This window comes from Neobacillus drentensis, from assembly GCF_036962125.1.
Taxonomy (GTDB): Bacteria; Bacillota; Bacilli; order Bacillales; family Cytobacillaceae; genus Neobacillus; species Neobacillus drentensis_B.
In genome coordinates this window covers 1-22,688 of the sequence record NZ_JBALOA010000019.1, presented here as the reverse complement: position 1 = coordinate 22,688, position 22,688 = coordinate 1, and the positions used below count along the sequence as shown (strand labels likewise).

At 40.3% G+C, this 22,688-nt stretch carries 14 protein-coding genes and 1 pseudogene; 2 read left to right on the top strand and 13 right to left on the bottom strand.

What is annotated here, in order from left to right; genetic code table 11:
• Positions 1-202 precede the first annotated feature (202 nt).
• Complete coding sequence (locus V7121_RS17145; protein WP_335547264.1) at positions 203-2,158, top strand: SEC-C metal-binding domain-containing protein; 1,956 nt, start codon at positions 203-205, stop codon at positions 2,156-2,158.
• 29 nt (positions 2,159-2,187) lie between these two features.
• Here the strand turns inward: V7121_RS17145 and V7121_RS17140 are convergent, their stop codons facing one another.
• The 8 genes from V7121_RS17140 to V7121_RS17105 form a co-directional block, all read right to left on the bottom strand.
• Positions 2,188-4,089 (bottom strand): cytochrome c3 family protein, encoded by a 1,902-nt coding sequence (locus V7121_RS17140; RefSeq protein ID WP_335500841.1) that lies wholly within the window; start codon positions 4,087-4,089, stop codon positions 2,188-2,190.
• A gap of 231 nt (positions 4,090-4,320) precedes the next feature.
• Complete coding sequence (locus V7121_RS17135; RefSeq protein ID WP_335500839.1) at positions 4,321-5,511, bottom strand: cytochrome c3 family protein; 1,191 nt, start codon at positions 5,509-5,511, stop codon at positions 4,321-4,323.
• 208 nt (positions 5,512-5,719) lie between these two features.
• Complete coding sequence (locus V7121_RS17130) at positions 5,720-6,991, bottom strand: cytochrome c3 family protein (RefSeq protein WP_335500835.1); 1,272 nt, start codon at positions 6,989-6,991, stop codon at positions 5,720-5,722.
• A 316-nt stretch (positions 6,992-7,307) separates the two neighbouring features.
• Entirely contained in the window at positions 7,308-8,480 is a 1,173-nt protein-coding gene (locus tag V7121_RS17125) for a cytochrome c3 family protein (protein ID WP_335500833.1), read from the bottom strand.
• 96 nt (positions 8,481-8,576) lie between these two features.
• Positions 8,577-9,539, bottom strand: a complete 963-nt coding sequence (locus tag V7121_RS17120; RefSeq protein WP_335500831.1) for a 6-bladed beta-propeller — start codon at positions 9,537-9,539, stop codon at positions 8,577-8,579.
• 16 nt (positions 9,540-9,555) lie between these two features.
• On the bottom strand, positions 9,556-10,266 hold the full coding sequence (locus V7121_RS17115) for a tetratricopeptide repeat protein (RefSeq protein ID WP_335500829.1): 711 nt from the start codon (positions 10,264-10,266) through the stop codon (positions 9,556-9,558).
• Between the two features lie 114 nt (positions 10,267-10,380).
• Positions 10,381-11,541: a cytochrome c3 family protein gene (locus V7121_RS17110; RefSeq protein ID WP_335500827.1), complete on the bottom strand. Its 1,161-nt coding sequence runs from the start codon at positions 11,539-11,541 to the stop codon at positions 10,381-10,383.
• Between the two features lie 29 nt (positions 11,542-11,570).
• Positions 11,571-12,953 (bottom strand): NapC/NirT family cytochrome c, encoded by a 1,383-nt coding sequence (locus V7121_RS17105; protein WP_335500825.1) that lies wholly within the window; start codon positions 12,951-12,953, stop codon positions 11,571-11,573.
• A gap of 541 nt (positions 12,954-13,494) precedes the next feature.
• Here V7121_RS17105 and secA point away from each other — a divergent pair.
• Positions 13,495-16,005, top strand: coding sequence for a preprotein translocase subunit SecA (gene secA / locus V7121_RS17100; RefSeq protein ID WP_335500824.1), 2,511 nt, complete (start codon positions 13,495-13,497; stop codon positions 16,003-16,005).
• Positions 16,006-16,576: 571 nt separating this feature from the next.
• On the opposite strand, the pseudogene V7121_RS17095 reads toward secA, so the two are convergent.
• The 5 genes and pseudogenes from V7121_RS17095 to V7121_RS17075 all read right to left on the bottom strand — a co-directional run bounded on the left by V7121_RS17095 (position 16,577) and on the right by V7121_RS17075 (position 22,426).
• Positions 16,577-18,186 (bottom strand): annotated as a pseudogene (locus tag V7121_RS17095) (gamma-glutamyltransferase family protein).
• 140 nt (positions 18,187-18,326) lie between these two features.
• A complete protein-coding gene (hpf, locus tag V7121_RS17090; RefSeq protein WP_335500820.1) occupies positions 18,327-18,875 on the bottom strand; it encodes a ribosome hibernation-promoting factor, HPF/YfiA family in 549 nt (182 codons plus the stop codon).
• Between the two features lie 308 nt (positions 18,876-19,183).
• The gene (locus tag V7121_RS17085; RefSeq protein ID WP_335547261.1) at positions 19,184-19,900 is read right to left on the bottom strand and encodes a ComF family protein; all 717 of its coding nucleotides are present in this window, start codon (positions 19,898-19,900) and stop codon (positions 19,184-19,186) included.
• Between the two features lie 64 nt (positions 19,901-19,964).
• The gene (locus tag V7121_RS17080; protein WP_335547260.1) at positions 19,965-21,449 is read right to left on the bottom strand and encodes a DEAD/DEAH box helicase; all 1,485 of its coding nucleotides are present in this window, start codon (positions 21,447-21,449) and stop codon (positions 19,965-19,967) included.
• On the bottom strand, positions 21,434-22,426 hold the full coding sequence (locus tag V7121_RS17075) for an NERD domain-containing protein (RefSeq protein WP_335500814.1): 993 nt from the start codon (positions 22,424-22,426) through the stop codon (positions 21,434-21,436). Before V7121_RS17075 ends, V7121_RS17080 begins: the two co-directional genes overlap by 16 nt.
• Positions 22,427-22,688 lie beyond the last annotated feature (262 nt).

The window sequence follows — 22,688 nt, the reverse complement described above, 5'->3', positions numbered from 1 at the left end:
AAATCAATGTTGAGTTCCTTAACCATTATAGCGTGATAACCGTATAAATTTCAAAGTTTGAACTAAAAAAGGAGTAATCTGTCCGTAATAAAAATCATCGGCATATTCTTTCTAGCCATTTCACTGTATTTTTACAAATCAGCCTGTCAAAAATGGTACTATTAATATAAGAGAAATAGAGTGTTCAAAGGAGCGGAGAAAGTTGGAAAAAATAAACCGGAATGGCCCCTGTTCGTGCGGAAGTGGTAAAAAGTATAAAAAATGCTGCGGGGCAAAGGAAGCCGTATCGATTACCGAGATGATTGATAGTGAAATTGATACCCTGCAAAAGCATATCCTTCATTATGCTTACTATCACTTTGGACAAGAAATTCAAGAAGATTTTGAAAGCCTGGAAGAAATGATTGAAATTGATAATAGACAGGAACGCGAATTTTATGAATTAATTCATGCTATCTGGTTCACTCTTTTTGAAGGATTAGATGACGGAGAAACAATCATCGAAAAATTTATTAGTACTGAAACAGGCAAAATTAAACGGATCAAACTGCGAAAGATTTTACAAAATTGGACGGAAGCTAGGACCATAGTCGGGAAGATACTTGCTGTTGAAAACAACAGACTAACAGTCGAGGACGGCTTTACATCTGAAATAATCGAAACCATTGTTGCTAATGTGGACGTTAAAGCAGAAAAGGGTTCTTTCTTCGCAGGAATCTTGGTTCCCTATGATCAACAGTATGTCTTCTTCCCCTCTCCTTTTGACTTACCAGATCTAAAACCTGAAGATGCCTTTACATACATAGCTGCTAGCAGCGTCGAAGCTGATTACGACTCACCGCAGGAATATTTGACCGACTTTTTCTTAGAGGTCTTAAGTGAATTACCGATGATTGGTGGTCTGTTGGAAATCGATAACATAGACTGGCCCTCACCAGTTCAAAAGGAAATTGCTATTATTTTCAAACAAAACCTGGAAACACATAATATTGCTCCATCAGTCATTGACGCAGGGGTGATTCTCTGGCTAAGCTATTGCCAGAAAAAGCAAAAACGAATTCAAAATCCCAATCTTTATGTTGCCGCCCTTCATTACTTATTGTCAACGATTGCTCCATTAGAAAAAATATATACACAAAAAGAGTTAGCGAAACTATATGGCGTTTCAGCTCGGTCCATATCTTCTGTTTATTCGGAGCTGGAAACGGAATTATCGCACGAGATTGCTGAACTGATGGGAATCGTCTACGGTATAGATGAAGCACCGCCACTGTTTCCTTCTGAAAAAGCGCCTGTTATTGCGTTTCCAAGAACAAATGGATCAGGTACAGGGAAGATGAATTCCGAAGGCAGATCGGATTCAACGGTTCAGACACTCACGCTAGTGGAACCATCCAGTAAGAAAACAAAAAGTCCAGCCCGCAAGGTATCAAGAAAGGATGAAGAGCGCGCGAGAAATTTAATCTATGACGCCTATCAATCAGACGGCCAGCAGCGGTATAAGTTGGCGGAAGAAGCCCTCAAACTAAATCCTAACTGTACCGATGCCTATGTCCTTCTTGCGGAAAAAACAAAAAGTCTCGAAGAAGCCATCCTCCTTTATGAAAAAGGAATCAAAGCGGGGGAACGAGAGCTTGGTAAAGCTTTTTTCAAGGAAAACAAAGGCTACTTTTGGGGGTTAATTGAAACTAGGCCGTTTATGCGTGCGAAGCTTCATTATGCCGAAGCCCTGTCTCAGTTAGGAAAAACAATCGAAGCTACGCAACAATTTGAAGAGTTGATAGCCCTAAATCCGATGGATAACCAAGGGGTTCGCTTCTCGTTATTTGTGAACTACATGGATGCTGAAGAGTTCCAGAAAGCAGGAAACTTGCTCAAAGAATATGATGATGGGGATGCCCAGCATATTTATAATCAATTATTGCTCGAGGTCATGGAAAGAGGCTTTACGGCAAAAGTAGCTAAGTTATTGAAGGAAGCTAAAAAGGTGAATAAATTTGTAATTAACTACCTGACCGGGAAGAAACGATTGCCTGCCTATCCTCCTGAATTTTACGGCTTTGGCGATGAAAACGAAGCAATAGTCTACGCCGATATGCATTTGCATTTGTGGAGGAAAATTGATGGGTTGGCGAAGTGGTTGAAAAATCATAAGTAAAAAAACGAGCGGAGTATCCGCTCGTTTTTTTATGGATTTATCCTTTTAGGTGCATGTGCTGTATCCATAAAGGATTTACTATCACTGTGACATTCTGCGCAAGTTTTTTGGCTATCTCGATCATGTCCATCATTTGCTGGATTAATTGGATCCCCAGTTTCTAAATCGTAGATTGCTTTACCTTGTTTACCATAAAGATCTGTTTTCCCATTATGACAGGATAGACAGAATTGGCGCTGTGCTTGAGCATCCCAATCAGTCGTGGTTTTATTAAACCAATGATCATCTAGCTGATCAGTCTCAGGCTTTTGACCTTCCAACTTGACATTTCCTAACTCTGGTCTAAGCATCTTTATATTAGTAGCTCCGTGTGTTTCGTGGCATTCAGCACATGGAAGCTGACCATCTAACGAAATACCGTTATCAGTTTGTGACTGAAAATTATGCCCAGATTGTGTTTTAAGAGTTCCATCAGTATAGTACTGTTCAATATCTGCCTTAGCTCCATTACCATGACATTTAAAACATAAGGAATAGTCACTTAAAACATTATTTGTAACAGAACCTGCCTTTTTATAATTAAAGAAAGGATCCGTCCCTGTCTTAGGAAGCAAGCTGTTTGGATTATGTTTCGTCCCTGGGTTATGTGGATCATGACAGCTAGAACAACTAACATCGGAATAATGTTGACTATGACTATTATTCTCTTCTATCTTAGGTGATCCTGTTCCATCGTGACATGCCATGCACATATCATTTTCAGTAGAATCTTTTTCTCCCTTTATTAGATATTCATTGGTTCCATTATGGGTACTATGACAGAATGCACATGCATTTGTTACCACCGAAAACGGTCCGTGAATAGCGTCATTATCAGTTGTTTCATTGGCCACTCTGTCGACCTGAAATCCGGTATCTTTATAATCACTAACGGTGGTGAATTTTAGGAATCTAGGAATAATTAAATTCTCAGTATCTTTTTCAGTTGAGAATTTAGGATTAAGATAAACAAAGTAACTTGTGCCAGGTTTAAAATCTTGATCAGGTGTAAATGTATAAACATAGGCGTTAAGATTATCAGTTAATGTAGTTGTTGCTATTAAATTTTCGTCTCCTTTAATGTCTCCAAAAGACGTTAAAAGGGGTTGGGTTTTAGTTAATGGCTCCGTACTTCTTACATCGACTAATATCACATAATTCAATGGTACTCGAGTCATATCCTCCATGGGAAGAAAGCTACTAGGTGCATCCTTACCGGGCTCATATTTATCAGCTGCATCCTTTGGAATTAGATACATTTTGTACATATACGGCCTTGTAACTTCCTCATCAATGGCTACTTGTGATGTTACCGTTTTTTTGATGGATGTTGAACTAGTCTCACTTTTTGGGGTGGTTTCTTGAATCGTTCCATTTGCATCAGTAGATGTTACTGGATTATTTGATACATTGTCTGCTGGGATTGGAGTATTCTCAGTCGTCCCAGTAGTATTTGTCTCTTCCGACTTAACGGTAAAAGAACGATCTACCTTTGCACTTGCTCCATCCTCATCAGTGACAACAAATGTTACAGCATGAACCCCTTCACTAAATTCATTTGAATATGTGAAGTCTGCATTGTTATCCTTGAGAGTCGTTGTAAGCTTTCCTTCATTCGTAATATCAATAGGCTGCTGAGAAGCCTCTAGCTGTTCAAAAACCTTGACCGTAAGTTTATCTGCAGTAGTTAGATCATCTGCAATCGTTCCAGTAAATTCAACGACTGAAGCACTAGATATAGCTCCATCTTCCGGTGTTAATATCTGGATTTCAGGAACAGCAGACGCTGATACAACGATGTTATCAGGAGAACTAAAAAGGAGGGAACTAAGAACAACGCTCCCAATAACAAAGTATGAGATTAGCTTTCGTTTGTAGTTCTTCCTTTTCATACTATTCATCCTTTACTTTTCGTAAATTAGTTATTAGTTATTAAACTCATATCTATTATATCAACTGAATTAACATTAATTTTCATAGTTAAGTTAAATATTTTTGACAATCTGTATTCCCGGTTGCAATAATAAAAACAAGGCAACAATAGTGATATTGCCACCTTGTTTACTTTGAAATCTTGCGAAAGCTAACAAATAGTGGGGCTATTTGTTAGCTTTTTTTAACTATTATTTAATTAAGGATTTACCTGAATAATCTCCACCAGGAACTAAGTAATTTTTATAATCTGTTGTATTAGGATAGTTTGTGGTTCCAGGCGTATTAGCAATTTGGTGTGTAGATTGGTGACAAGCCCAACATACAGCCATGTTTGTGAATCTCTTTAAAGAAGAAGATCCTGATTTACTTACATCTTTCATGTAAGCTCTAGCTTGTGCATCAGTCCAACCTTTTCCGCCATCTGCAACTGGTTTTTCTAAATCTGCAATTGTTTTACCAGCAGTGTCTTTTAATAGAGTAATATCGGTACCGTGTGCATAGTGACATGCAGTACAGCTACGACCTTGTTTTGTACTGTTTGTAGTATGTGTAAATAGTGCATGACCTTCTGCTGTTTTCGCTGCTCTTGGGCCATTTTCTCTATTTTTCATATAGTCGTCATGGCAAGATGCGCAGAACTCTGAATAGTTCAACTTATAATCGTAAACCTGTGCTTGAGTTAAACCTGGAGCATCAGTTGTCTTATTATAAATACCATTTGACTTGTAAATTTTTAATCCTGATAAACCAGTAGCGTTGTTGATATCGGCAAATGCAGGATCTTCTACTAAATTAAGCTTAATTGCTTTTTGTCCAATTGGAACCTGATTCAATTTAGTAATTGTTTCAGTATAGCCAACGATAGTGACGTTATAATTGTTACCATATTGTTTTCCAGCTACTGTTTCATTTAATAAACGGTCATTTGCAGATCCATGTGGATTATGACAGCTTGAGCATTCGAAAGTAGCAGTAGATTTATTAGCTAATGCACCGGGAGCCGCAGATAATGCTAAATCTGAATCAACATTATGCATTGACGCACTTTGTTCGTGCGAGTCAATTACACCTGCTTCACTAGCAGTTGTAACGTTATAGAAACCCATAGTACCATCATGGCAAGATAGACAAAGTTCTTTTTGTCCGCTCTTCATTAACAACATATCGTCTTCCCCGTTGTGCGTACTATGGCAGTTTGCACAAGAGTTTGTGTTGTTTTGGAAGTTACCATGCGTTTTATGTGTATTGGAATTACCGAAGTTATCCACAGTACCAACATTAGATGGTAGAGTAACTCCTTGTGCTGAAGCAAAGGCTCCAAACATGCTTAATAAAACAAGCATTAATAAGGCAGACAAGCTAATTTTTAACTTACTCATTTCTAGAAAACCTCCCAATTTTCTTACTTTTTCTCTCTCTTTTTCTCTATTTTCGGTGAAATCAAACACTAAATAATCTTTTTTCCACCACCCCCTTAAAGAGACACTACTCCTTATAAAAGAGCAATTATTGACAATTTTCGCAGAAAAATGAAATATTATAACAAGAGAACAATTAGAATATTGTTCCCTTGTTACAAGTTAGTTCTTAATTATTACCATATTTCTCATCATAGTGCTTAATGACCTCTTCAAGCTCGGCTGCAAATGCAGGGTCGTAAGTTGATGTTCTCCAGTTTGTTACGCCGTCCCATCCAGGTTGTGAACCATCTGGAGCAGTATACATATAAAGTGGAGTATCTGGTGTACCGGCAGTATTCTTGCCTGCTGCATCTGGTCCGCCTAAGCTTTCACCTTCACCTGCGTGACAAGAGAAACATACAGACATGTTAGTGAATTTCTTAAGTGCAGATTTACTGCTAATATTCTTCATGTAATCTTTTGCAGTTGCCTCGCTAAAGCCTAAGCCACCGTTTTCTGGGGTCTTTTGCAAGTCTGCAATGGTTCTTCCGGAAGAGTCTTGTAATGTAGTGATATCTGTACCGTGTGCATAGTGACAAGAAGCACAGTTTCTTCCACCCTTATGGCTGTTAGTTGTGTGAGTGTAAACTCCTGTTTCCTTACCGCCATTATCAAGGTTTGGCTTCTTAGCTGTTCTAGATGCTAAGTAATTGTCGTGACAAACTGAACAGAAATTGCTATAGTTCATTCTGTCTCTTGCCCCATCAGGACCCAATGATTTATATACTTTAAAACCTGTACCTGTTTGTGAGTTGATTTCAGCATATGCAGGGTCTTCTTTTAACACAAGGTTAATTGCTTGTTTACCTGTAGGAATAGCAGTTGTTTTAGTGAAACTTGGACCATGGCTGCTACCTTTTGAACCTTTAACATCATAAGCGTATGCCTTACCCATAACTGTTTCATTTAATAAACGGTCATTAGCAGATCCGTGTGGGTTATGACAGCTTGAGCATTCTAATACATCAGTAGATGTATTAACAGCTGCTCCAGGAGCTGACCCAATTTTTACTCCAGAATCTACATTGTGCATTGATGCATTTTCATGAGAATCATCAAACGTTCCAGCTCCACTACCAACTTTAACGTTGTAGAAGCCCATTGTACCGTCATGACAAGACATACAAAGTTCATATTCGCCACTCTTCATTAACAACATTTCATCTTCACCATTATGCGTACTGTGGCAGTTTGCACAAGCGTTTGTATTGTTTTGGAAATTACCGTGCGTTCTATGTGTTGCTTTGTTACCAAAGTTATCAACATCAGCTGAATGAATTCCAGGTGCTGGGTTTGTAGACGTAGGTGTAAATGGTGTTTCTGCAGAGGCGAGAGCGCCAAACATGCTTAGTAAAACCAGCATGAGTAATGCAGACAAGCTAATTTTTAACTTACTCATTTCTAAAAACCTCCCATTTTGTTTCTGTCTTTCTCTCTCTTTTTTAGGTGAATCTGTGTAGCAACCTATCTTTCTTTCATCACCTCCTTAAAAACATAGAATGACGATAGGTATCACTGACAATTACAAATTCGTTCAAAACCTTTATGTTTCAAAAACTAACCATCTGGGAGGTAGATGGGCTGTTTTTGCAATGTTCAATTTTAGTAAATATTCTATATCTATTATTTTTTTTATTTAAAACAAGGTAACAATAAATAGATATTGCTACCTTGTTTTGAGTTAATTTTCGTTGAGACAAATTCTTCATTAACAATTATTTAATTTTTGCTCTACCTTTAAGTCTTCCAGTTCCATCTAGGAATTGAGGATCAATTTGTCCTGGAGCAATATTTGTTCCATGACAGGCAAAACATACAGCCATGTTAGTGAATTTCTTTAATGAAGATGAACCTCTTGAGCTAACATCTTTCATGTATGCTTCAGCTGTTTCTTGTGTAAATAGATTTTTTCCTGCAGTATCTTTAACTTGTAGTAAATCAGCAACATTTCTTCCAGCAGCATCAATCATAATAGTAGCATCGGTACCGTGTGCATAGTGACAAGCTGCACAACTTCTACCTTGGCTGGAGCTATTAGTTGTATGTGTGTAAGTATCATGTGTGTGTGTAGCAGTGATTGGAGAACCTGTGCTTGGTTTTCCAGGCATAGGGGCTGAAGATGTACCTGCGTTTCTCTTAGCAAAGTAATCATCATGACAAGCACCACAGAATTGAGAATAATAGATCTTATCGTTTACGCCGTTGTAAGTAATTGAACCCTTAGGACCATTAGATTTCATAATTTTCAATCCGCCAGTGCCAGTTAAAGCGTTAAGATCTGCATATGCAGGATCCTCTGTTAATTCTAGAGCGATCGTTTTGGTACCGATTGGCGCAGCTGTTTGAACACCATTTACTAAAGAAGTAGCAAATACTTTTCCTGCAACCGTTTCATTTAATAATCGATCATTAGCTGAACCATGTGGGTTGTGGCAGCTAGAGCACTCTAAATCTGCAGTAGAATTATTTAAATATTTACCAGGAGCACTACCTACTTTTAAACCTGAATCGACGTTGTGCATGGAAGAACTTAAGTGTGAGTCATCAAAAGTTCCTGCGCCGCTTGCTTTTGTTACATCATAAAAGCCCATTGTCCCATCATGGCAAGACATACAAAGTTCGTATTCGCCATCTTTCATTAACAACATTTCGTCTTCCCCGTTGTGTGTACTGTGACAGTTTGCACAAGAGTTTGTGTTGTTTTGGAAATTACCATGTGTTTTGTGTGTGCTTTTGTTACCAAAGTTATCAATTTCACCTACATGGATCCCAGGTGCCGGGTTAGTTGAGGTAGGAGGAACTCCATCCTCAGCAAAGGCCACCGCACTGAATATGCCTAATAACATCAGCATAAATACAGTAGATAAGCCCAATCTTAACTTACTCATTCTTAAAACCTCCCAAATTTCTCTCTTTTTCTCTAAATTAATCTTAAATATTGAAGCACCGACCGTTTTAGAATCACCTCCTTAAAGTAAAAAGGTCTAATAGAAAACGGATACTCTTTGATTGATAGTATCTGTCACGAACAATGTGTCTCGATCGTCGATAAACAGACCATTTGGAAGATAAAGTTTGTCATTATCCGTACCCATTCCACCTAATTCAAATTTTTGATTCCCATCTTTATCGAAAGCATAAATATTATGTGATAGGTTGTTGACAATATAGACAATTCCTTTTGAATCTACCCCTACCCCTCTTGGATTAAGGAGAGTTGGTTCACCTTTTCCATCTTTTGAACCATTAATAATTTTGATGAACTTACCATCTTTAGTGAAGACTTCTACTCTATTATTCCCTGAATCTGTCACATAAATTTGCTTGTCATGGTCAACTGTTACAGCATTTGGTGCGATAAATTTCCCTTCATCAACCCCAGGGCCACCAATTTCCATAAGCTTTTTGCCATCCAGATTAAATACAAACAATTTGTTTGCTTTAATATCAGTAACATAAACCTTGTCATCAAATATGCGTAAACCGCCAGGAGATTTTAGAACTTTCTTTTGATCATTAAAATATTTAATGAACTTCCCTTTTGAATCAAAAATGGAAATGTTTCCATTGTATAAGTCTGCAACATAAATGTTTCCATCCTTATCTCCTGCTATTCCATAAGGGAATTTAAATTCGCCCTTTTTGGTACCCTCTTTACCAAATTTAAAAACGGATGTTCCAGATTGATCAAAAACCTGAACTTGTTTGTTATTTGTATCACTTACATAAATGAATTCCCCAATTTTTGTTACGTCCATAGGTTTGTTTAAAGGTTTGTCAAACTCTCCGTACAAGGAATTCGTATATACTGGAGGCCCACTTGGATCTACTTTTGCAACAATCGGTTTAATTGTCGTTTCTAAATTTAAGAAGTAGACAACTGCAAAGAAGGCTACCGACAGTGCGACAATGCTACTCATCAATATATAAACAGTTCTTTTTTTCATTGTTAGTCAGCTCCTTCTATTTGTTGTCCTTATCTTTTCCAGCGACTCTCTCTAAGCCTTCTGAAGCAGGTTTATATAACGGATCATAGTTTAAAGCCTCTTTGAAAAACTTTTCTGCTTCTTTTTTCTTGCCTTGATCTTCGGCCACTTTACCAATCTCAGTAATAATATCTGTGTTTGTTGGCATTAGTTTCAATGCATCTTTAAGTGATTTATTGGCTTCATCGTACATTTTTAATTCACGATACACCATTCCTGATAATAAATGAGCTTTAAAATTACGAGGTCCCAACTCAACTGCTTTTTGAGCTTGTTTCAAAGCATCGTTGTATCTTTCTTCATCAATATAAACCAATCCAAGGTTAAAATAGGCACCGAAGTATTTGCTATCCAGATCCGTTGCTACTTTCATCTGTTTAATGGCATTATTGTTATCACCTTTTAGGAAATAGGAGTAGCCTAAATTTACTCGATGTTCTGGATTATTCGGTTCAGAATCTACTTTAGCTTGATAATAATTGATTTGTTCATCAATTCTATCTTTGTTTGCGTTGGACCATAAAAATTTCTCGCTTATATAATAACCTCCGCCAAGACTAACAATTAGAGTAGCGATTATAAGCAATAAGGCTTGTAATTTAGTAAAATACTTTTTCTTTTCCTTCTTCAACGTTGTTCTTTCGTTTTTTTCCGGTTCTGGATTGATCGGCAGCTCTTTAGCTTCCATTAGTATCCACCTCGAATTTTATTTGTTTTTTCGAATGACCTCTGATAGACTTGTTCGAAATGTTAGAATCCTATAAAGCTCCAAATCAAAGGTATTTAAAAAAGTCTTATTTAACTACTTATGACACTTTTCACAACTTGGCTTAGCATGGCATGTATAGCATTTTGCCTGAGGCTTCGTAACTCCAGTTAACGAAATTGGATGGCCTTCCTTCCAATTGCCCTTTTGGCTATGTTTACTTGGATGACAAGAAGAACAAGTTACTTGGTTTCCACCAGGAGCGTTCGCTTTTTTCACCTCATGACATGCTTTACATGACTCTTGATTTTGGTTAGCAATTGCACCATGTTTACCATAGAAATCTTTATCATGACTTGCTGGTCGCTTGTTATGGCAGTCAGCGCAGAAAGTATTTTCTTTTGCATAATTATATTGATTCTTTTGTTTTGCCTGAGCTTGATCCTTGTTAAGGAAACTTTCTAAAATGGATATATCCTCATAACCTTGTAACGGTTCTTTTGACATATCGCTATGACACTGATTACATTTTTTTAAATTCTCAGCAGCTTGCTTACCATGTGTTTTGGTTTTAAAGTCCGCTTCTTTATGACTTTTTGGTACCATTCCTGTTGAATGACAAGCTGAACACTTATTTGTAACTTTACGAGCTTTATGACATTCGATACATGTATCCATATCTGGACGTGTAAATTTCAAATCTGCCATTGCTGATTTTCCAGTTTTACTATCCCATCTCTCGTAATCGGTTTGGAACGTCATCTTTCGATCAGCAATCTTGCCGTGTGCTATACCGTTATGACACTGGATACATTCAATATCTTTATTTTTATGTTTATCATGGGGAATGATAATGTCCCCTGAAGCGGTGACATCACGTTTTGATACATCATGACAGGACTCACATGCGCTATCAGGTATCTCCTTTGGCATACGAATAGGAGCTGTGTAGGTTTGTGTCGCTTTTTTGTAAACCTGCATTAATCCGTTTGCTTTTGCCTTTGCATATTCTTCTGTTCCTGATCCAATATGACACTTAACGCAATCCACTTCGCTATGGGTGGACGCCTTCCACGTATAATACTCCGGCTTCATCTCATGGCAGGAGGAGCAGAAACTTGAACTCGAGGTAGTTTCTACTCCAATTAGTCCCAATGAGAAAAAGACGACAATAAATAGCAGTGCTACTGTTAAATATTTATATATTTTGTAGCGAGTCCGTGGAGGGGAGGTTTGGTCTTTATGCTCTTCTTCCATTGTTATCCCTCCTCTTGAACATGTTCCTCTTATTTCTTATCATCTTTAAAGCCAGTTCTATGACAGTATTGGCAGTAAACATCTGTAGGTGCTTTTACATCAGTTGAGCCAGCTTTTGGCTTTTCACGATCATGACAAACCATACATTCAGCTTTCTGACTTGTTGTTTTTGCCTTAGCAGCATGATCAGTCAACCATTGGTCACTTTCACCGTGTCCTGAAGGACGGTCAGCGTGACAAGCGCTACAGAATTTATTTGTTCGAGCTTGATCTTTTACAAGTGTTACGTTTGGAGTGTACTTAACTTTTTGATTGCCCATTTTAAGAATAGACATAATATCTTCTTTCGGGATTGCTCTAACCCATTTAGAATCTTGGTGACAGTTAACGCACTTATCTAGCTGTTCAATTGCGGTACCGCCATGATTATTGCTCCAATTAACAGTTCGGTGTGTTTTTGGAATTTCCGTTTGCCTGTGGCAAGTTTTACATTCCATTGAAATCTTAACGTCTTTCTTTTGTTTACCAATTGCTTGCAAGATGATTTCTTGTGTCTTTTCATCATGTGCCGCAGCAGTTGCTTCAGTACTTTCCTTATTTTCGCTTTCTTTTGTAGCTACTGTTGTTGTAGCAGCTTCTTTATCTTTTTCTTCAAGCTTTTTTGCAACTTCTTCCGGATTTACCGGTACGTTATAAGCTGGGTCTTTCCAAGGCTTTTCGCCATTATTTACTTTGTCATGGCAGTCAATACAAGTACCCATGTTAGGTCTCAAGTATTTTTTCTCCATTAATTTTTGAGCACTTTCTTTTGTCCATTCGCCACGTACTTCTTCAACGTTGATTCCGCGGGTAGCCATCTTCGCGTGAACAACACCAGCGTGACAGGTAATACAAGGTATATCTTTTTCGATATGGCCTTTATGATTAACCTTTAAGTCACCGGACGCGGTAACAAGACGGTTCTTCGAGTGACATTGTAAACAGTTCTCGTTGGAAACTGCTTCTTCTTCAGTTTGAACGATTTGTTCAGGTACACCGGTTACATGGTAGTATACCTCTTTCACTGATTTCATCTTGTGTGTGATCATGTTGGTAAAACCTGGTTTTATATGACACTGGACGCATGAAATTTGGTTATGCGCACTGGCTGTGTAAGAGGAATACTCTGGTGCCATTTCGTGACAGCTCGCACAAAAAGTCGGTGAGTTTGTCATGGTAAGAACTCCATAACCCCCACCAAAAACAACGATACAACCTACAAGGGAAACAAACAGTAATTTCCACCTGTTAACCGGATTCTTCCAGTCAATCCCTCTAAACTTTCGCCATAATCCGCGAATCAGGCCAACTTTTTTTCTATCTTCTCTACTTTCGGGATCTTTATCTTTATTTTTTTTCCCCCAAATGGCCACTTAACTCACCCTTCCCATTTTGGATTCTTTCTCTATATATTTTCCATATTAACCTCTCTAAAGGTAGTATCTAACATTGTGAGAGTATAATCCAATGTACAATTTGTGAATATTTTTTCAAACAAACCCAATATGATGTTTATACTAAAAACAACACAAATACATTGTTATCACAAGGATATTTAACACTGTGTTAGTGTTGTTTACTCTGTATATAATTGAATTTTTATTCAAAAATAACTGTTAATATACAAAAATTTTTAAACCTGAAAGGAATATGAATCTAGTTGAAATACATTCTCAAAACACGCCATCAGTTTGTCAAATTTGTCGAAAAATCGAACTATATTTGCAACTCTTTATGGTTTGTAATAGAGGAGGATATATAATAGATAGATTGTACGAATCGTGCTATCCTCTATCATTGTTGTCACTTATTTGTGGAAGTGGTAAGATGGAAAAGGTACTTATCGAATTGTTTTGACAGGTTTTTTTGAATAAGAATGTATTGACTCTCAGGTAAAAGGAGCGCTCATCAGATATGGGGATTTTAGATAAAGTGTTTGATTTGAACAAGCGCGAGCTGAAGCGACTAGACAAGCTGGCGACGAAAATTGATGCCCTGGCAGCGGAAACTGAAAAGTTGACCGATGACCAGCTGCGCGAGAAAACGGTAGAGTTCAAGGCGCGCTATCAAAACGGGGAATCATTAGATGATTTGCTGGTTGAAGCGTTTGCGGTCGTACGTGAAGGCGCCCGCCGTGTGCTTGGATTATATCCATACCATGTTCAGCTAATGGGGGGTATTTCCCTCCACGAAGGAAACATTTCAGAGATGAAAACGGGTGAAGGTAAAACCTTAACCGCAACAATGCCAGTTTATTTGAATGCACTTTCTGGTAAAGGTGTTCATGTTGTTACCGTCAACGAATACTTAGCAAGCCGTGACGCCGTCGAAATGGGTGAGTTGTACCAATTCCTTGGTTTAACCGTTGGCTTGAATTTAAATAGTATGGATAAGGAAGAAAAACAAGCAGCTTATGCAGCTGATATTACTTATGGAACCAATAATGAATTTGGTTTCGATTATCTGCGTGATAACATGGTCCTATATAAGGAACAAAAAGTACAGCGACCACTTTTCTATGGCGTCATTGACGAGGTTGACTCGATTTTAATTGACGAAGCCCGTACACCATTAATCATTTCAGGATCAGCACAAAAGTCAGCTGTTCTTTATATCCAAGCGAATGGCTTTGTTAAAATGCTTTCAAGGGATACTGATTATACCTACGATGAAAAGACAAAGGGTGTTATGCTGACAGAAGAAGGAATCAGTAAAGCGGAGAAGGCTTTCGGGATTGAAAACCTTTTTGACATGTCACACGTCACTCTAAACCATCATATTAATCAAGCGCTAAAAGCAAATGTCAGCATGCACCTTGATGTTGATTATGTGGTCCAAGACGGTGAAATTGTCATCGTTGACCAGTTCACAGGCCGTTTGATGAAGGGCCGCCGCTATAGTGAAGGCTTGCACCAAGCGATTGAAGCAAAAGAAGGTCTTGAAGTTCAAAACGAAAGTATGACAATGGCGACGATTACATTCCAGAACTACTTCCGTATGTATGAAAAATTAGCAGGGATGACAGGTACGGCGAAGACAGAAGAAGAAGAATTCCGCAACATTTATAACATGAATGTTATCGTTATTCCAACCAATCGTCCGATTGCCCGTGATGACCGTCCTGATTTAATCTACTCATCTATGGATGGTAAATTCCGTGCGGTTGTTGAGGATATTGCTGCGCGTCACCAAGCAGGACAGCCTGTTCTTGTTGGTACGGTTGCGATTGAAACGTCAGAACTGATTTCTAGATATTTATTGAAAAAGGGTATCCGCCACAATGTCTTGAACGCGAAAAACCATGAGCGTGAAGCTGAGATCATTGCCGAAGCAGGTCACATGGGTTCAGTTACGATTGCAACTAACATGGCCGGCCGTGGTACAGATATTAAGCTTGGTGAGGGTGTCATTGAACTCGGCGGACTTGCCGTAATTGGTACGGAACGTCATGAAAGCCGACGGATTGATAACCAGCTCCGTGGACGATCTGGACGTCAAGGAGACCCTGGTATTACACAGTTCTACTTATCAATGGAAGATGAACTGATGCGCCGCTTCGGTTCAGATAATATGAAATCGATGATGGAACGACTTGGTATGGATGATACACAGCCAATCCAAAGTAAGATGGTGTCGAGAGCAGTTGAATCAGCGCAAAAACGCGTCGAGGGTAACAACTTTGATGCACGTAAACAACTCTTGCAATATGATGATGTTCTTCGTCAGCAGCGTGAAATTATCTACACTCAGCGTGATGAAGTATTAGAATCTGAAAACCTACGCGACATTGTTCAAAAGATGATTTTGAATTCGATAGAGCGTAATGTCGCTGCCCATGCGTCTCGACATGAGGATGAGGAAGAATGGGATCTTCAAGCAATTGTCGATTATGTTCATGCTACTCTTCTCCATGAAGGGGATGTCACGGCTGAAGATTTAAAAGGCAAAAATCCGGATGAAATTGTCGAAGTCATTTTTGCAAAAGTGAAGGAACGTTATGAAGAGAAAGAAGAACTCCTCTTCCCTGAACAGATGCGCGAATTCGAAAAGGTAGTTACCTTACGTGCCGTTGACTCTAAGTGGATTGATCATATTGATGCGATGGACCAACTGCGTCAAGGAATTCATTTACGTGCATATGGTCAAATTGACCCGCTTCGTGAATACCAGCATGAAGGCTTTGCGATGTTCGAGGCGATGATTCAATCCATCGAAGACGAAGCAGCCATGTATATCATGAAAGCTGAAATCCGCAACAATCTGGAACGTCAAGAAGTGGCAAAAGGTCAAGCCGTCAATCCGAAGGAAGATGGCGAACCTGTTAAGAAGAAGCCGAAAGTGAAGCAAATTGATATTGGCCGCAATGATCCATGTGTTTGTGGCAGCGGCAAGAAATATAAGAACTGCTGCGGAGCAGGGAAATAAATCTGTTAGAGAAGGCCAGCGAAGAAGTATCGCTGGCTTTTTGTTATTTGTGGATTTGTAGATAAGTAGTTTGAGTTCGCAGATTAGTCTGAAAAATAATAGTTATCTTTTGGGAATCTGTTGGTATCTATCCTTAATTATTGAAGATATCCACTTTTATGGTCTATTTCTTGACGATATTGTGGATATCATTAGCAGAATTGGGGGTAAATTTCATTAATTTACAGTTACCCACATGGGGATAACTTTTTTACAAGTAGCTAGGATAACTTTTTTGATTATTTTAGTACCCAAATTTGCTCTGTGAATCCTTTCTGGAGCTGATTGGTGATCCAATGAGCGAATCCCCGAGTTCTATCAGTGAATTTTCCACTTCAATCAGCGAATTTCCGAGTTCTATCAGCGAATTTTTCTCTTCAATCAGCGAATCTAAAAACGGTTATACTTCGAGCTTTATGAACGGGCTTTATCTACCTCTACTTGTTGGACAGCACCCGTTCAGGCTTTATGAACAGGCTTCATCGACCTGTACGTGTCTGGCAGCACCGTACCCCCTATCTACTTGTACCCCTTACCATGCAGCAATCGCCCCATCAGTCCGTGACTCTGTTCCGCCCATCAAGACACACGACTCTGGATTACGCCAAATGATTTGTCCTCGTCCGAAGCCGCCTGCGTCGAGGGCTACTTCTATTTGGTTGCCTTTTCGAATCAGCGCCTGTGCAAGATGATTCGGGAAATGCGGCTCCACTTCTACCTTCTTTCCTTCAATCCATTGCCACCTTGGGGCATCGAGGGCGGCCTGTGGATTTAATCCGAAATCAATCGTATTCATAATTACCTGCAGATGCCCTTGTGGTTGCATATAGCCGCCCATCACACCAAACGGCCCGACTGCCTGATCACCCTTTGTTAGAAAACCAGGAATAATCGTGTGATAGGTCTTCGCCCCAGGCCGTAATGCATTTGGATGGCTCGGATCCAATGAAAAATCACAGCCTCGATTTTGTAAAGCAATCCCAGTATCTTGCACCACGATGCCGGAGCCGAAGCCCATGTAGTTGCTCTGTATAAATGAGACCATGTTGCCTTCACCATCTGCTGCGGCTAGGTAGACGGTGCCTCCACGCGACGGCTCGTATGGGTGCGGCACCATCGCTTCATCAACGATTTCACGGCGTCTGGATTCGCCATACTCGTCCGAAAGAACGTCAGCTAGGTTCATTTTCATAAAAGCAGGATCTGTAATATTGGCTTTGCCATCCGTAAATGCCAGCTTCATTGCCTCAATTTGCTTGTGGTAGGTATCTACCGTTTCCTTTTCACTGAACTCGAAGCCTTTGACAATGTTTAGGCCTAAGAGTGCAACGAGGCCCTGACCGTTCGGCGGAATTTCCCAGACATCGTAGCCGCGATAGTTGACTTTAATCGGCTCGACCCACTCTGCCCGGTAGCCTGCCAAATCTTCTTTGGAAATGAACCCTTGATAGCGCTCGGAAAAGGCGGCGATTTTGTCGGCGAGTTCGCCACGGTAAAAGCTTTCCGCGCTCGATTCAGCGATGGAGCGAAATGTAGCAGCATGGTTCTTCGAATGCCATATCTCGCCTACTTTCGGTGCCGTCCATTTGGTGCAAAGGTTTCGAACCAAGGATGGAATTCTTCAGTCGTGTATATTTGCTTATAACGGTTATACGCTAACTCCCAGTATTTTCCGAGTATTGGTGTGATGGGATAGCCATTTTCTGCGTAGTCGATTGCAGGCTGCAGGACATCCTTTAACGGGAGGCGGCCAAACTTTTTCGACAATTCAGCCCAAGCTGAGGGAGCACCAGGTACGGTCACTGGAATCATTCCATGAGCAGGAATTTTGTTATACCCCCTCGTTTTCACGGCATCAATCGTTAACCGCTTGGGTGCGGGGCCGCTTGCGTTTAGACCATGGAGCTTTCCCTTGGTCCAGACTAGGGCGAAGGCGTCACCGCCGATACCGTTTGAGGTCGGCTCGAGGACGGTTAACGCTGACGCCGTAGCAATGGCAGCATCAATCGCATTTCCTCCCTGTTTGAGAATATCCAGACCCACCTGAGCGGCAAGCGGCTGGGAGGTTGCAACCATACCACCCTGTGCAAATACGGTTGTCCGCTGTGACGGGTATGGATGATATTGAAAATCAAAGTCCATGAATAGCCACTTCTTTCTATGAAAATATTAATTTCATTATATTAAATATTCTGAATTCGGTATATCGAAATATTGTTATCTGCAAATTTAAAACGCTGCCCCGTTGGAGGAGCAGCGTTTTTTTTCTTTTTTATTCATGTTTATTGGGCTTCGATTAAACCATAACGGCCGTCACGGCGCTTATAAACAACATTTGTACGGTGTGTGTCTGCATTAGTGAACACATAGAAGCTGTGGCCAAGCATGTTCATTTGCAGGATTGCTTCTTCACTGTCCATTGGTTTTAGGTCAAAGCGTTTGGTACGAACTAATTCTAATTCATCTTCGTCTAAATCATGGACTTCTGTGTTTTCAGTAGTTGCAAATGTAACAGGAAAGTCGCCTTTTTCACGGAATTTGCGGTTAACCTTTGTTTTGTGTTTGCGAATTTGGCGCTCTAATTTGTCAGTTATTAAGTCAATTCCAGCATACATGTCAACATTTGTTTCTTCAGCACGAAGGACTAATTGTGGAAGCGGGATCGTTACTTCTACTTTCGAAGTTTTATCTTGATTGAATCTAAGATTCACATTTACTTTTGCATCAGGTGCTTCTGTAAAATAGCGTTCCAATTTAGCGATCTTCTTCTCTACATACTCTCTAATTGCTGGAGTTACCTCGATGTTTTCACCACGAACGTTATATTTCATTTGTGGATTCCTCCTTTAGTTAAGGCTATGTAATAACAATTCTATTTTACCCTATGATTATCCTGCTAAATCAGAACAAAAATTTTGTCGATTTATTGACAAAAACACAGGGGGAATAGTGACAATGTTTTGCATTACCTTTGACACTAATAGGTAATTTTTACTAAAATGAATAGTTGTTCACTATTATTGTAATCTTTAATGGGGCAACATTCCAGCAAAATGCTTACAAATTAAGCTAAATGGGGGCTTTCAAGTATGGAGCATGAGGAGCAGGTCTGCAATCAGACGTGCCCTACCAGCATGGGCTAACGGGCTAATGTCAATGATTGTATGCTGGCTGCACCTGCCTCCTTTAACAGTTTTGCAGCATGCCGAATGGTGGAGCCTGTTGTGTAAATATCATCAATAAGGACAACCTTTTTTCCGATTACATTGATTTCAGGGATAACCTGAAAGACTTGGGAAAGATGAATCCGCTCCACTCTTGATTTCTTCGACTGCTTTTCAGAGTGGACCCGGCTGAGCAGATTATCAGGGGTAAAGCCTGATTCTGTGAGAAGGGCCGCTGCCTGATTAAAGCCCCGCTCATATTGCCGTTCCTCACTTAGTGGAATAGGAACCAACAGGTCAGGAGTCAATTCCTTCAGCTTTTCCTTAATTAGTTCGGAAAAAATCTTTGCCAATACATAATCGCCGCGAAATTTATATTTTGCTATGACCTCTTTTAAAAAATCATTATAAAGGAACAAGGAATGATTTTTATCGAGTGCCCCTTTCCAATTGGGATCCTCTTCCCAGCGAAAACAATCATGGCACAGATCCCCGTGACGAAATTGGACATCAACCGGACTCAACAGCCGGCTGCAAATTTGACATTGCTCGCCTTCAATTTTTGCTAACTTTCCATCACAGGCTGGACAGATTAGCTGTTCTTTTTCGATGGAGAATATGGCTCTCCAGCCGATGTCGGGCAGGATTACCTCATGGCAGATGAGACAGTGGTTTTGAGGGAATAGATTCATTTATAGTGCTCCTTTTTTTCGAACAAGCCCCTTCGTCAGGCTTGTTGTTATTGTTAAAATTTTATTAATCGAGCAGGTCCCTTTTGATCCCTTCTCGGTTCATTGCGATGATTTGCTTTCTAGCTTTGTGCATCTCTTCTGTTTTTCCATAATGAAAATAGGTGACTACCCCCTCGGGATGGTCCTTGCTCCTCCCTGCCCTTCCGGCAATTTGGACAAGGGCACTTTCTGAAAAAATTTCATCTTCCGCGCCAATAACGGCGACATCAATATTAGGGAAGGTGACACCACGTTCTAGAATGGTCGTCGTTAACAGCAATGGCGTCTGTTTCGACCGCATTCTCTGGACTTTTTCTTTGCGGTCAGGATCTTCCGCATGGACGGATTCTATCGTTGACGCATATTGACGCAGGATAGGGAGTGCTTTTTCCATTAAAGGGATATGTGGAAAAAATACAAGTGCTTGCTTGTTCGCTTGAATCCGCGTTGATATCCAGCGGAGGATGTTTGGAGGGAGTTTATTTTTTTGCAATTGCTTTTGCCAGTTGCCGCACCATTCAAATTTGGGAACTGGGAGTGGCTTGCGATGGAAACGAGCGGGGATTGTGGTAAATGCACGTTTTCCCGTCCGGCATTCCCTTTGCCATTTTTGATTAGGTGTAGCCGTCAAGTATATCATCGCGGAAGTCGGTTTTCGTGCCTGGATGGCCGCATACTGGAGCGATTCCTCATCAGTATAGGGAAAAGCATCAACCTCATCTAAAATAATCGCATCAAAGGCATGGTAAAAACGAAGCAGCTGGTGTGTGGTTGCAATGGTAAGTGGTGCATAAAGATGGCGGTCCTCACTTCCTCCGTATAGGGAAGCTATTTTTATTTCTGGAAAAGCGGCCTGCAGTCGTGGGGTGAGTTCTAAGACGACATCGGTCCGCGGGGTAGCAATGCAGATTCTTTTTTTCTCCCCCAGGGCAGACTCAATTCCTGAGAACAGTACTTCGGTTTTCCCAGCCCCGCAAACAGCCCAGACCAGATGTTCCTGATTTTGTTGGATGGCAGCCGTCACATGGTCTGAGGCTGTCTGCTGTCCCTTTGAAAGCGTGCCTTGCCATTGTTTGATGTTTGACGGGAGTTGAGTGTCAGGTACCGGGCCATTCCAACCAATCAGTGGTGTGCATGCGCTGATTCTGCCCATCATGAGGCAATGGCGGCAATAGTGACAGGTTTCCCCGCATCGTGAGCATGGGTAGGTGGCAAACCAGTGTGGCTCATTGTTGCCGCAGCGAGTACAGACTGGCTTTTTGCCCACGTAGTGGATTCCCTTCCGGTAGGTGATATAGCCATTTTCATAATGGTTCTGGATATCCTTAAAGGGTAATGGAATATCTTCTGGGAGGAGCTGTTTACCAGTTAGCAGAAGTTGCAGGTCAGAATTAAAAGGAAAGTTAGGATTCAGTGGCGGTTGCAGGATGCTGGTGAGTTGTGAGATAGGGAGCGAGTCTCCTTGCGCCGAGCTTGGGATTAACATGTTATTTTTTATGATAAAACGCATGGAGTCACCTTCTCAGGATCTAAATAATAAAGTCGATTTTTAGTTGTACCCGTTGTTTGCAGATTTAATCGCTGGAGGACCTTTTGGGTCGTGTTTGGAGATGGGAGCTGAAGGAAGACTCTTATTTCATGGTTCGTGCATGTTGGCTTATACAAGTAATTGTAGTGGCTAAGGGTGGTTAGATAGGCATCTTTTGAGGTCGTTTTGCAAGTTGGACAAATCCATGTTCCTCTTTTATAATTCATCGGAATAAAATTGCATTCTTTATTCGGACAGCAAACACCGTTTCGAAGATCTTTTTCAGTTAGGTTGTATTCTTTTAGGATGTTAATTGGATTTGGGTTATGCTGCTCTAATAGTAAATTTCCTATTTTCATCATGGTAGAGGAATCAATCTTTTCTTGCTGATACATCTGCTCCATCTGGTCGATTTTATTAAAAAGGTCTCTTCCTTTGCATACTTTAGTGAAATCAGTTTTGTCTCCTGGGGACGTTTTCAAAATGGTACTGGTACTTTTGAAAAATATAAGGGTGTCTACGGGGAGTAAATTGCAGCCGTTTTTGACCAGCCACTTGCGTAAGAGGGATTGAAGTCTCTGACATTGAACGCGCGGATCCTCGAAGGATTCTTCTGTTCCATCTTGATGTGTTCGGATTAGTTGCTTGAAGGTATTATCAAAGGTCAACGTACCAAGGATGTTCTTGGCTTCGATAACTAGGATGTAATTTTGAGAGAGTAGAAGTGTGTCAATTTGAAAGTGGATTCCATTAAATTGCAGTTGGAGGTCGTGGAAAATGAGGTATTGATGATGGGGAAGTTCTTTGATGTAGTTAGCGAGTGCAATTTCGCCCCAGTAACCGGCCCATCGTTTGGCTAAGTCCTTTTCAATTTCTTGATATTTGCTGTGGCCGATGTTTAGTCTTAATTTTAGTATTTCGGTAAGGAAAAGTCTTTGTGGCGGGGTTAATTCTTTCATGATCAATTGTTTTGTCACTCCTTTTATCTTTTTTGAAAAATTTCTGCAAAATATGAGAAAATCCTGCTTGTTTGGTTGAAATTTCTATTTATTTTGAGGATTTGTGTCGATTTGTTGTCATTTGTATTGGTGCGGGTGGGAGGATTCCGCGAAATGGGGATGGGATTCCGCGAAGTGTTGGCGTGATTCCGCCATACTAGTGAGGGATTCCGCCAGCTTTGTAACTTTTCCCGCCAAAGCCCTTGATGATTCCGCCAAACCC